Consider the following 12299-nt stretch of genomic DNA (forward strand, 5'->3'; position numbering starts at 1 on the left):
TCGGTTCAACTCCAATTGCGTCTGAGATTAACGGAAGATTCGCGTACGATCAGCTTATGCGGCACGATCGTGCGCAGTTGCTGGGGCTTGTCTTCGTCGATATGGCGGATGAGCAGCTGCGAAGCCATGTAGCCAAGCTGATAGATGCCGATGTCGACGCTGGAGAGCGGCGGCGACGACAGCTCGGAAAGCGCGATATTGTTGAAGCTGACCAGACTCAGGTCGTCCGGTACCTTGTAGCCGAGCTCGGTAAGTCCCCGCAGGACGCCGAAGGTGACGATATCGTCGATAACGACCAAGGCGGTCGGCCGCTCCGGCAGATTCATGAAGAAGGCCATGGCCCGGTAGCCGCTCTCCTGGAGGAATTCGCCCTCTACGATCCAGTCGGGCTCCATCCGCAGGCCATGCTCGAACAATGCCTTTTTGTACCCCTTAAGCCGGTCCTCGGACACGGTTAGATTGGTCGGTCCGCTGACAAAGCCGATCCGCTCGTGACCCTGAGAGATAAGATGGACGGTGGCATCATAGGACGCCTGCTCATTGTCGTTGTCCACGCACAGGATATCCTCGCTTCCATAGTGGCCGATCAGAATAAAGGGGAACGCTTCCTTCTGCAAAAAAGAGATAATAGGATCGTTCTTGCGGGATTGCAGCAAAATGATGCCGTCGACGCGCCGCCCCTTGACCAGACGCGTGACGGCCTCCACTTCGTCCTGCTCCGAGCTTCCTGCGGTCATCAGCACGTCGTAGCCTTGGCGGGAAGCCTGGGTCGTGATGCCCCGAATGCTTTCGGAGAAGAAGTGATTCTGAAACAGCTCCTCTGCCGGGCGCGGCAGCACCATGCCTAGCGTGTACGTCTTATTGCTGATGAGCCCGCGGGCCATAATGTTCGAATGATAGCCGAGCTCCTCGACGATCTCCTTCACCTTCTGCGACGTTTCCTTGCTGATGCGCGGATGATTGGAGAGCACGCGGGAGACGGTAGACGGGGATACGCCCGCCTTCTTGGCGACGTCCTTAATCGTGACTGTCATGGCGACCTCCACTTATGCAAGCGTTTGAACTGATGAATAATTCTATGTTACATGAACGCTTCAGTATTGTAAACGGTACCTTGGACTGGAAAAAAGACATTTGGGGAAACCGGTACTATTTCTGCGCACCTGCTTTTATAAATGTAAGCAAAAAGAAATATAATTTTAGAATGAGTGAGAAATAAAGAGAATTAATGAGAAAATAGAAGTATGCAAGGAAATCAAATCTATTTTTGGCATGCGCAATCGTTTTTACATACCGGGAAAATGTTGTATATTATTGGTGCGGAACATAAAGCGCTTCCAAACGAACGACAGGGAAACGCGGGACAACTTAAACGGTTCTTAAATCGTTCAAAGTCGATGTTCCGCCATTTTTTTGCCCAGCAGTACAAACGTTTGCGCAGCGTGTCCGAGCTTGCACTCGATCTGAAGAGAGGGGAAAAAGCAGTGAAATTAAACAAATCCTTGGTTCTAGTATCCGCCCTGTCCTTGATGGCCGCATCGCTCGCCGCTTGCAGCGGCAACAAAGAGGGGGGAAACGCGTCGCCGTCGGCATCGTCCGCGTCGCCATCTTCTAGCGCGTCTTCTCCGGCGCCGTCCGAATCCGCATCGCCGGAAGCGACGGATATCGAGCCGGAAGCCGGTGCCAAGCTCGTCGTGTGGGCAGCCCAGGAGCAAAAAGATTTCCTGGAGACAATGGGCAAAGAATTCGAGGCGAAATACGGCATCAAAGTCGAATTCCAAAAAGTAGGTTCCGCGGACGCGCTCAACAAAATCGTAAAAGACGGCCCTGCTGGCGTCGGCGCAGATTTGTTCATGCTTGCGCACGACCAATTGAACCGCGCAGTTCAAGCGGGCGTCATTCTTCCTAACGACTTCTACGCCGAAGATACACAGGCCAACTTTGCCAAGACCGCCGTCGATGCGGTGACGGCAACCGACGGCATCCTGTACGGCTATCCTCGCAATATCGAAACCTATCTGCTCTTCTATAACAAAAACCTGGCAAAGGCCGAGGATCTCGCTTCCTGGGACGCGATCAAGACATTCTCGAAAGCCTATAACGTACCCGCCGAGAAAAAATTCGGCATCATGTGGAAGTTGGACGACTCCTACTTCAACTACGCATTCATGGGCGGCAACGGCGGCTACGTTTTCGGCAGCAACAACACGGATCCGAGCGACATCGGCCTGAACAACGAAGGTGCGGTCGAAGGTCTCAAGTTCATGCAGAGCATGAAGGAAGTCATGCCGTTCAAGGTCGCCGACGCGACGCCGGACGTCAAGACGGATTTATTCCAGAAGGGCAAGCTCGCCATCGATATGGACGGCATCTGGCAGCTGGGCTCATTCACGAAGGAGAAGCTCGGTTTCGACGTCGGTGCCGTACCGCTGCCTCCGATGCCGAACGGCAAGTCTCCCAAGCCGTTCGCCGGCGTCCAAGCGTACTTCGTCAGCCAATTCTCGCAATATCCGAACGCGGCCAAGCTGTTTGCCCACTACGTCTCCTCGCAGGACGCGGCGATCAAGATGTACCAGATGTCCGGCGTCGTTTCCGCCCGCAACGGGCTGGATCAGGACCCGGCGCTTGCAGACAACGAGCTGGTTGCCGCATTCGTCGAGCAATTTAAGAACGTGGAGGCGATGCCTTCGATCGCAGAGACCGCTTCGTTCTGGACTGCGATGGGAGCCGTCTATCCGCAAATCTGGGATAACAATGCGGACGTGAAGGCGACGCTCGACAAGGCCGTTTCCGACATGAAAACGCTGATCCAGCAAGCGAAGTAATCCGTTTACCGACGGGCAAGAAGTTCGATTAACCGACAATCACCCGTAAACTTCTGCGGGTGATTGTCCAATGAGAGGAGAGTCCGACATTGCGCCAGCATCGGATTACGGCAGCAGCGCTCTCGGCTGTTTTCATGGGCTTGGGCCAAATTTACAACCGACAATTCGTAAAGGGATCGGCTTTCATCGCTTTCTACGCGTTTGCGGTCTACTTTACGGTCACCAATTGGCATCATGCGATCTGGGGAATCACCACGCTCGGAGAGACGCAGCAGAAGCTTGTGCTGGTCGGCAAAATTTACAAGCCCATCAAAGGCGACCATTCGATCTTTTTGATGATTGAAGGGCTGATCATGCTCTTCATTTTCGCGCTTTTTGCCTATTTGTTCGTTATGAACGTAATCGACGCCTATCGCGGAGGCAAGCTGCGCGAAGAGGGGAAGACGCTTAACAACATTAAGCAGACGCTTCGATTTATTCCCGACAAAAAGTTTGCGCATCTGATCATTACCATTCCGCTGATCTTTGTCTTCTTTTTCAGCGTGCTGCCGATTATTTTCTCCGTCATGATCGCGTTTACGAATTATAACAATACGCACGAGCCGCCAGGCAAGCTGGTCGATTGGCAGGGTTTCCGCGCTTTCAAGGAGCTGTTCAGCCTGAGCCAGTGGGCGCACACGTTTTTCGGCGTGTTCACTTGGACGATGACCTGGGCGGTGCTTTCCACCTTCACCACCTTTTTCGGCGGGTTCGCCGTCGCGCTGCTCGTGCAGCAGAAGGGCATCCGCTTTAAATCGCTTTTTCGCGCCATCTACATGGTCCCGTTCGCGATTCCCGCCTTTCTGTCGCTGCTGATTATGCGCAATCTGTTCAACGCCCAATTCGGACCGATCAACTCGACGCTGCTCAAGTTCGGAATCGTCGGACCGGAGTGGCTGTCCGATCCGTTCTGGGCCAAGGCGACGATTGTCATCGTCAATCTGTGGCTTGGCTTCCCGCTCTCGATGCTCCTTATTATCGGCATCCTGACGACAATTCCTCGCGATCTGTACGAAGCCTCTGAAGTCGACGGAGCTTCCGCGCTTTATAAATTTCGGAAAATTACGTTCCCGAGCGTCATGTTCTCCCTGTCGCCGATCCTCATCGGACAATTCGCGGGCAATATCAACAATTTCAACGTAATCTTCCTCTTGTCCGGAGGCGGCCCGACGAACAGCGAGTACCAGTTCGCGGGACATACCGATATATTGATCACTTGGCTGTACAGCCTCTCGATTACGAACGGCAGGTACAACTTCGCGGCGGTCATCAGCATTTTCTTGTTTATCATCATCGCGATTTTCGCGCTGTTCAGTTTCAGGCGCACACGCTCGTTCAGGGAGGATGATTTGTTGCGATGAGCGGATATCGTTTTAGAAAAAGTGCCTGGCTGACGGTCAGCTACGTGCTGTTGATCTTGATTGCCGTCTTTACGATTTACCCGGCGCTATGGATCGTCTTGTCCTCGTTCCGCGCAGGCACCTCGCTGTTCAGCGAGACGCTCATTCCCGAGAAGTGGACGGTCATTCATTACAAGGAGTTGTTCGAGAAGTTCCAGTTCGGGCGCTGGTACGCGAACTCCCTTAAAATCTCGCTCACGACGATGGTGCTCAGCGTATTCTTCCAGCTGTTGACGGGCTACGCCTTCTCAAGGTTCCGTTTCAAATCACGCAAGTCGATTATGAGCGGCCTGTTCATCATCGGTCTGTTCCCGTCGTTTCTCAGCTTGACGGCGGTATACGTGCTGCTGCTGAACATGAAGCTGCTTAATACCCACACGGCGCTAATTATGGTGTCTTCTGCCGGCGCGGCGGTCGGCTACCTGCTCGTGAAGGGGTACTTCGATACGATTCCGAAAAGCCTCGAGGAAGCCGCCATCATCGACGGCGCGAGCAATTGGGGCGTGTTCGTCCGGATCTTGCTGCCGCTGTCCCGTCCGCTTGTCGTCTACATGGCGGTCACTTCGTTCGCCGGCACGTTCAGCGAGTTCATCTTCGCGCAGACGGTGCTCCGCACGGAGGCCAAGCAGACGTTGGCCGTCGGCTTGTTCAACATGGTCAATACGCAGACCTCGACGGAGTTCACCGTGTTCGCGGCAGGTTCCGTGCTCGTCTCGATCCCGGTCGTCGTCATCTTCATTATCTTCCAGCGGCTTCTGGTAGAAGGCCTAACGTCCGGCGCGGACAAAGGATGAGGTCTTGGCGGAGTTCGCGGCGGCATCGTCCGCTGGCGTTGGGCATGTTCGCAGGTATAGCGGGGACCGTTTGGCTTGCGGGCTGCGACGGGGCCGATGCGCCGACCGCGGGCTCGTCCGCTTCCGCAACGGTGTCTGCTTCAGCCTCAGCCTCGGTGTCAGCTCCGCCTTCCGCCTCTGCATCGGGCGCGGGGACGATCACGCTCGGCGAGGCGAACATACCGGCGATGGGCCGAAGCCGGGGCGTATTTTATGAAATATTCGTGCGCTCGTTCAGCGATTCCGACGGCGACGGGATCGGCGACCTGCAAGGCGTGACGGACAAGCTGGATTATTTGCAGCAGCTCGGAATCAAGGGGATCTGGCTGATGCCGGTCACCCCGTCTCCCTCGTACCACGGTTATGACGTGACAGATTATTATGCCATCGATCCCGATTACGGGACGGTCGACGACTTGAAAGGACTGCTCGCGAAGGCGCACGACCGAGACATTCAGGTCATCATGGATCTGGTATTGAACCATACGAGCAGCCGACATCCGTGGTTCGCCGATTCAGCCGGGGGCAAAGGGAGCGTCAAGCGGAATTGGTACAAGTGGACCGCGGACGGAGCGGACGCATCCGCACTCGGCCCGTGGGGACAGACCGTCTGGCATCCGGGGCCGTCCGGCGGCTCTTATCTCGGCGTATTCTCGGACGGGATGCCGGATCTGAACCTGGACAATCCGGATGTACGCGCGGAACTGACCCGAGTCGGACAGTACTGGCTCGGCCTGGGTCTGGACGGCTATCGTCTGGACGCGGCCAAGCATATCTACGAAGACTTTCAGTCGTCGTCCGCTGATCCCGCGACCTCCCGGATGAACGTCGCCTGGTGGCAGCAATTCCGTCAAGGCGTCTCGGAGAACGGCCGCCAGCCCTACCTTGTCGGCGAAGTATGGGACGCGACGGCGGTCGTCGGCCCTTTTCTGGACTGGGCGTTGGATTCGGCGCTGAACTTCGAGGCGGCGAAGCTCGTGCTCGATGCGGTGAAAACGGGCGACGCTTCCTCGTTCGCCTCGGTGTTGGCGCGACAGCTTGCCTACTATAGCAAAGTATCCGGGGGCCGGTTCGTAGACGCGCCGTTCCTGGGCAATCACGACCAGAACCGCGTCATGAGCGAGTTGGGCGGCGATGTCGAGCGGGCCAAGCTGGCTGCGGCGCTCTTGTTGACGTTGCCAGGCAATCCATTCCTGTATTACGGCGAAGAGATCGGGATGAAAGGCGCCAAGCCGGACGAACGCATCCGGGAGCCGATGATCTGGGTGAAGGACCGCAGCTCCGGCGGACAGACGTCGTGGGAGCCCGCTACCGACAATGCGGACACGCCGTCCGCGGAGGAGCAGCTTGCCGATCCGGACTCGCTGCTCGGCCGCTATAAGCTGCTGATCGGCTGGCGCAACCAGGAGCCGACGCTCGGAGACGGCGGCTTCGCGCCGTTCGAGGTCGAAGAGGACGGCATACTTGCCTTCGTACGGGCGAGTTCGTCAGCGGCATTGCTCGTGGTACACAATCTGACGGGCGAAGAGCGCATCGTCGATTTGAACGCCGGAGGCGCCGTCCCCGCCAGCGGCATACGCTTTGCCACGGACAGCGGCTCGACCGCGCTCACGGGCGGCAAGCTGCGGCTGCCGCCCTACGGCACCGCGATCCTGCAATGACAGACGAAGGCCGCATTCCGCAAGGAAGCGGCCTTTTGTACACCTATTTTATTGAAAAAGGAGACCTAGGCATGTCTGCCGCCACTCGTTCGTTCGGACAAGCATGGAGAGTAAAGCGCAAGTCGCTGGGGGTCCAGATGCTGGTCATTGTGTTCGCCAGCATCGTCGTCATCGTAACGGCGCTCGGTCTCAGTTCTTATCAGCTGGCGAAAAGCATTATCCGCGACAAAATGTCTCTCTCGTCCCAGCAGACGCTGCAGCAGTCGAGGGACAAGCTGGACTTCCTGCTGTCGATGTACGGCGGACTCAGCCGCCAGTTCATGGTCGATACTTCGCTGCGTCAGGACCTCGTCGTCTTTTCTAGGACGGATGCGCCCCTCGCGGAGAAGCAGGCTGCGCAGGATCGCATCGTCGACCGCTTCAACAGCATGCTATCAGCCGAACCCAACATGATGTCGATACGCATCGTGCCGAAGACGCTGGAAAATACGGGGGCGCTGTCCTCGACAGGCGCGAGCGCGCTCCAGATCTCCGACGGCAGCAGGTCATGGCTGAAGAAGATGGCGGAAGCCAAAGGTGAGATCGTGTACGTGCCTACGATGAGCAAGGGCTTGTTCGATTACTCCCCGGAGCCGTCAATTACGTTAGGCAGGCTGATGAAAAACCTGCAGCGTCCGGACGCCGAGTTCATCCTGCTGATCGAGCTGAAAAGCAAGCTGCTGGACGACGCCTTTGCCAATTTCAAGATCGGCGAGACCGGCGAGATGCGGGTCATGGCGGACGACGGCAAGGTCGTTTACGCCGCCGACACCTCACTTATTGAGCAGGTGCCTCCCGCATGGGGCGGCGATCGTCTGGTACTCGGCGAACCGTCCACGCTGGCATCTTGGGAGCTGATCGGCTCAGTGCCGCTCGGCGAGCTTGAGCGCGACTCCAAGACGATCCTCAGCTTGACCGTATGGATGATTGCCGCCGCGGCCGTCGCCGCGATTGCCATCGGCTACCTTCTGATACGTCTGGTGGGCAACCCGCTGGAGCGCTTGTGCGCGCTGATGGAGCGCGGAGAAAAGGGCGACCTTTCGGTTCGCATGGACTACGGGCGCGGCAACGAGATCGGACGACTCTCAAGCAATTTCAACCGGATGATGGAGCAGATTGGGGCGCTCGTCGGCCGCACGAACGAGTCGGCGCTGAGCCTCGTAAGATCCGCCAAGGCGCTGAAGGCGGTCTCGCAGGAGACGGCTGCGACGGCGGGGGATATCGCATCTGTGACCGAGCAGATCGCGCTCGGCGCGTCCAGTCTGGCGACGGAGGCCGAGCGCGGCATTCGGCAGACCGAGACGATCGGCGCCAAGCTTCGGATCGCGACCGATACGAATACGCGGCTGGGGTGTTCGGCCGGACGCGTGCAGCAGATCAGCGGACGCGGTACTGCCTATATGGCAGAGCTCATCGGGAAGACCGAGGAAACCGAGCGGTTGTCCGGCTCGTTGGCGGTGCGCGTCGGCAAGCTTAAGGAAGGCGCGGGCTCGATTCAGACCGTGCTTAACGTGATTAACGAAATGTCGCAGCAGACGAATATCCTGTCGCTGAATGCCTCGATCGAAGCTTCGCGCGCGGGCGCCTACGGCAGAAGCTTTGCCGTCGTGGCAGACGAGATCCGCCGCTTGGCGGCCGAATCCAAGGACTCGATCGCGGTCGTCTCCCGGATTATCCGCGATATCCGCCAGGAGATCGACGCGACGGTCTCCGAGCTGAGCGGGGTGTCCCCGGTGCTGCAGGAGCAAGGAACAGCCGTCAAGGAAGCTGCCGTTATTTTCGGCGGCGTCAAAAGGGAGATGGACGGTTTTGCTGATGAGCTCGCCCGATCGTCGGCGTCCATCGTCGAGCTGGACGGTTCGCAGCGGGCGCTTGTGGAGGCGATCGGTACGGTGAGCGCCGTCTCGGAGCAATCCGCCGCCTCGTCCGAAGCGGTCGCGAGGATGACCTCCGGCCAACTGGGCGTCAGCGCCAGCCTCGTATCGCTCTCGGACGAGCTGGAGTCGCTGTCCGAACAGCTGATTGCGCAGCTAGAAGTATTCGGCCAAAAAAAAGACTTAATCGATTAAGTTTTTATATTTACATTATAATACTTATATGGTAATTTATTAAATAAGACCGCTGTCATGTCGCTTAAGGGAGCACGGGCCGGCGGTCCGCCATATTCCGGGAGGAGGAGTCTTAATGTCTTATTTGTACAGCTGGTGCGATTACACGAAGAAGTGCAGCAACGGAACCAAGGTGCTCTGGTATCATTATTCCGACGGAAGCGACGTGTACGCCGGCTGCTGCTCGTCCTAGCAGAACGAGGGGATAGGGGAGACCCTATCCCTTTGTCGTTCCTTCGAGCATAGGACAGCGCGAACAAACTTGATGGAGAGAAAGGGGAATCGTGATATGCCCGAATTCGCCATCGTATTGCTTTGCTCCATTTTCGGATTATCGGCGGCGGCCAAGGCAACGGACCAGCGGGCGTTCCGTGCTACACTCGGAGAACTGGGCCTGACCGGGGCGATAGCCGCAACCGCTGCCGTCGCGGTGCCGGCGCTAGAATTCGCCGGAGCGGCGCTGCTGCTGCCTGCGGTCACGCGCCCTTTCGGCGCCTTTCTGCTGCTGGCGCTGCTCGCCGCATTCGGCGGTGCGGCGTGGCTGGCTAGAGGCCGTCATATCGACTGCGGCTGTTTCGGCAGCGTCCTGCAGGAGGAGCTCGGCGCCGGGACGTACGGTCGTATCGCTGTTTGCGCTGCGCTCGCCGTCTATGCGCTGCTGGAAGCGGACGGTCGGAGCCTGCTCGCCCTCGCGGCTTTGGACCTGGCGTGCCTGGCATTGGCATCCGCAGGCCTTCTGGCGGCGTATACGCTGCTCTCGTCGATCGCCAGACACCGTAAATCGGGCTTGACTCTGTAGACGGGGAGGGACGATATTGTCCGACTTTTTCTTCTTTTCATACTGGACGCTCTGGGGCGTAGTAGCGCTGCTGGCATACGCCGTCCTTGCCATGATGAAGCGCTTGTACCGCATCTCGCTGCCCGCATCCGATCGCGGGCTGCCGGTCGGCGCGCCGTTTCCGCTCGTTTCCCGCGCAGCAGGAATCGCAGGCGGCGAGCAGCCGCCTGCAGGGATCTTCGCCATCTTCACGGCTGCCGATTGCCACGCTTGCAAGCAGGCATATCCGGTTGTCGAGCAGTTCCGCAAACGTTATCCGAGGCATCGCTTCGAACTGTATATGCTCGCTTCGGAAGAAGAGGGCGCGCGGATCGTGCAGGCGCACGCGAGCACGCTTGTGACGACGTTCGTGGACGATCTGGAATCGTACGAGGTGCCTGGCGTGCCGTTCGCGTATTATTTGGCCGGGGACGGCACGGTGCTGTCCAAAGGCGTTTTTCATGAATCCGCCCATCTGGAGCATCTGATCGCGATAGGTAAAAAAGCGATGCGCAGATCGGCATGACGCGGTGCGGACGATAATGAACGCAGAGACGCCGCTGCCATCGCCGATGCTCAAAACTTTTTTGACCCGCGTGCTGCCGCTACTCTGGCGGCTGTCTCCGCGCCTGTTCGCGGCGTCCGTCGCCGTGCATTTGCTGCAGGCGGCCGTCCCTTCGCTGCAGTTGTACTGGACGCAGGCGCTCATCGACGCTGTCGCTTCCGCCGCACGGCAGGAGCCGGGCGGCTGGAGCCGGGCCGGCCTGCTGCTGGGGCTGCAGGGAGCGACCTACGCGCTGGAGCATGGGATCCGCTTCGGGGGGGCCTATATCTTGGCCGCGACCAAGCAGAAGGCGAACTTCGAGCTGAACCGCTCCGTCATCGAGAAGTGCGCAAAGCTTCCGCTCGTTTATTTTGACCAGTCGAGCTATTACGACAAGCTGCAGCGGGTGTCCAAAGGCGTGGAGTACCGCGGCGTCTCGATTCTGGAGCACGGCTTCCAACTGCTGCAAAGCGTGTTTACGATCGCCGGTTTTCTGGCCATACTGGCGAGCCTTCATTATTCGCTGGCGTTTGGCATGCTGCTGCTCGTGATTCCGATATTTCTGGTGAACATCCGGATCGGTCAGCAGAAGTACCGCCAGATCGTTCATCAGACGCCGGCCAGCCGCAAGGCCGAATATTTTGCCGAGCTGCTCAAGGGCCGCGAGTCGGCCAAGGAGATGCGGGTATTCAATCTGTTCGGCTACATGAAGGAGCAGTGGAGGGCGCTGTACTGGATCAATGCGGGAGAGCAGATCGCGCTGGAAAAAGGGTCGCTGCTCAAGCAGTTTTGGACCGAAACGTTCTCGATGGCCGCAACGACGGGGACGGCGTTCTATTTGCTGTTCCTGACCGTGCGCGGATCGCTGACGCTAGGTCACTTTGCGGCGCTGACCCAGGCGCTCGCCACGACGAGGCACCAGCTCATTATTGCGGTCGTCAACCTGTCCCGCATTCATGAGGAGATGCTGTTCATGAACGAGTGGCTGGCGTTTCTGGAGCTGCCGGAGGAGAGCGGCACGAACCAGCGCGAGGCGGGCGAGAGTGATACGGGACGCTGCAAGCCGGAGAAGGGCGAGGTGGGCGGGAGTGAAGCGAATCGTCACAAGACGGAGTCTCGCAAAGAAAAGCGGAGCGAGGCCGAACAGGGGGGAGTGGAGCTGCTCTTAGCGGAGCGGAGCGATCACTCCGGGAGCGGTCGGGCTCCCGGCCGTTCCCGCACCGGGCGAGCCTCGGCAGGGATATCCGTGCGGGGCTTGACCTTCGCCTACCCGGGGCAGCCCGAGCCTATACTACGCGATATCAGCTTCGACGCGCCCGCAGGCCGGACGATCGCGATCGTCGGCGGCAACGGCGCGGGCAAGAGTACGCTGGTCAAGTGCATCATGGGCTTGTACGAGCCGCAGGAGGGCGCCGTCTCCATCGGCGGGGAGCGAATCGGCGCAGGCCGGGAGCGGTACGGCAAGTTCGGGGCGGTATTCCAGGACTTCGTGCGCTTTCAGTTCCCCGTGCAGCAGAGTATCGGGCTGGGCGATCCACGGAGGTTGGAAGACTTGGCGCGTGCGGAGACCGCCGCGGACCGGGCGGGTGCCAGCGAGTTCATCGCCCGGCTGCCGCAGGGCTTCGCGACGCCGCTCGGCGCGATGTTTCAGGACGGCCGCGAGCTGTCTTACGGTCAATGGCAGAAAATCGCGCTCAGCCGCGCGTTCTTTAAGGATGCGGATTATATCGTGCTGGACGAGCCGACCTCCGCGATGGATCCGATCGCCGAGGCGCAGCTGTTCGAGCGGTTCGCACGGCTGACGGCCGGCAAGACGACGTTCATGGTATCCCACAGGCTGGGCAGCTGTCGCTTCGCCGACCTGATTCTTGTGCTGCGGGACGGCCGGCTTGTCGAGAAGGGGACGCACGACGAATTAATGATCGACAGCGGCGAGTATGCGCGGATGTACGCGACGCAAGCCAAATGGTATTTAAACAAGAACGAGTCCGCGCCTCTTGCGCCTTCCCGTCAAATTTAAGATTGCAAATTAA

At 58.7% G+C, this 12299-nt stretch carries 9 protein-coding genes; 8 read left to right on the forward strand and 1 reads right to left on the reverse strand.

Annotated elements, in window-relative coordinates:
• Positions 1 to 5 precede the first annotated feature (5 nt).
• A complete protein-coding gene (locus tag ACFSR7_RS34665) occupies positions 6 to 1034 on the reverse strand; it encodes a LacI family DNA-binding transcriptional regulator (RefSeq protein ID WP_378169193.1) in 1029 nt (342 codons plus the stop codon).
• A gap of 450 nt (positions 1035 to 1484) precedes the next feature.
• On the opposite strand from ACFSR7_RS34665, the gene ACFSR7_RS34670 reads away from it, so the two are divergent.
• From ACFSR7_RS34670 to ACFSR7_RS34705, 8 genes are all read left to right on the forward strand, one after another.
• Positions 1485 to 2825, forward strand: a complete 1341-nt coding sequence (locus ACFSR7_RS34670) for a sugar ABC transporter substrate-binding protein (RefSeq protein ID WP_378169194.1) — start codon at positions 1485 to 1487, stop codon at positions 2823 to 2825.
• A gap of 89 nt (positions 2826 to 2914) precedes the next feature.
• A complete protein-coding gene (locus ACFSR7_RS34675; protein WP_378169195.1) occupies positions 2915 to 4225 on the forward strand; it encodes a carbohydrate ABC transporter permease in 1311 nt (436 codons plus the stop codon).
• On the forward strand, positions 4222 to 5058 hold the full coding sequence (locus ACFSR7_RS34680; protein ID WP_378169196.1) for a sugar ABC transporter permease: 837 nt from the start codon (positions 4222 to 4224) through the stop codon (positions 5056 to 5058). The genes ACFSR7_RS34675 and ACFSR7_RS34680 overlap by 4 nt, the downstream gene beginning before the upstream one ends.
• Before the next feature lie 44 nt (positions 5059 to 5102).
• On the forward strand, positions 5103 to 6758 hold the full coding sequence (locus ACFSR7_RS34685; protein WP_378169197.1) for an alpha-amylase family glycosyl hydrolase: 1656 nt from the start codon (positions 5103 to 5105) through the stop codon (positions 6756 to 6758).
• Positions 6759 to 6829: 71 nt separating this feature from the next.
• Positions 6830 to 8866, forward strand: a complete 2037-nt coding sequence (locus ACFSR7_RS34690) for a methyl-accepting chemotaxis protein (protein ID WP_378169198.1) — start codon at positions 6830 to 6832, stop codon at positions 8864 to 8866.
• A gap of 328 nt (positions 8867 to 9194) precedes the next feature.
• Positions 9195 to 9704, forward strand: a complete 510-nt coding sequence (locus ACFSR7_RS34695; protein ID WP_378169199.1) for a MauE/DoxX family redox-associated membrane protein — start codon at positions 9195 to 9197, stop codon at positions 9702 to 9704.
• Positions 9705 to 9720: 16 nt separating this feature from the next.
• Positions 9721 to 10248, forward strand: a complete 528-nt coding sequence (locus tag ACFSR7_RS34700) for a TlpA family protein disulfide reductase (RefSeq protein WP_378169200.1) — start codon at positions 9721 to 9723, stop codon at positions 10246 to 10248.
• Positions 10249 to 10264: 16 nt separating this feature from the next.
• Positions 10265 to 12286 carry an ABC transporter ATP-binding protein gene (locus ACFSR7_RS34705; RefSeq protein ID WP_378169201.1) on the forward strand — a complete coding sequence of 674 codons (2022 nt, stop codon included), beginning with the start codon at positions 10265 to 10267 and terminating at the stop codon, positions 12284 to 12286.
• Positions 12287 to 12299: the final 13 nt, after the last annotated feature.

The organism is Cohnella sp. GCM10020058 (assembly GCF_042683485.1).
In the GTDB taxonomy this organism is placed as follows: Bacteria; Bacillota; Bacilli; order Paenibacillales; family Paenibacillaceae; genus Cohnella.

Coding starts and splice junctions, on each gene's coding strand:
- ACFSR7_RS34695 (WP_378169199.1), top strand. CDS start 9,195: ATGCCCGAATTCGCCATCGTATTGCTTTGCTCCATTTTCGGATTATCG.
- ACFSR7_RS34690 (WP_378169198.1), top strand. CDS start 6,830: ATGTCTGCCGCCACTCGTTCGTTCGGACAAGCATGGAGAGTAAAGCGC.
- ACFSR7_RS34680 (WP_378169196.1), top strand. CDS start 4,222: ATGAGCGGATATCGTTTTAGAAAAAGTGCCTGGCTGACGGTCAGCTAC.
- ACFSR7_RS34685 (WP_378169197.1), top strand. CDS start 5,103: ATGTTCGCAGGTATAGCGGGGACCGTTTGGCTTGCGGGCTGCGACGGG.
- ACFSR7_RS34705 (WP_378169201.1), top strand. CDS start 10,265: ATGAACGCAGAGACGCCGCTGCCATCGCCGATGCTCAAAACTTTTTTG.
- ACFSR7_RS34665 (WP_378169193.1), bottom strand. CDS start 1,034: ATGACAGTCACGATTAAGGACGTCGCCAAGAAGGCGGGCGTATCCCCG.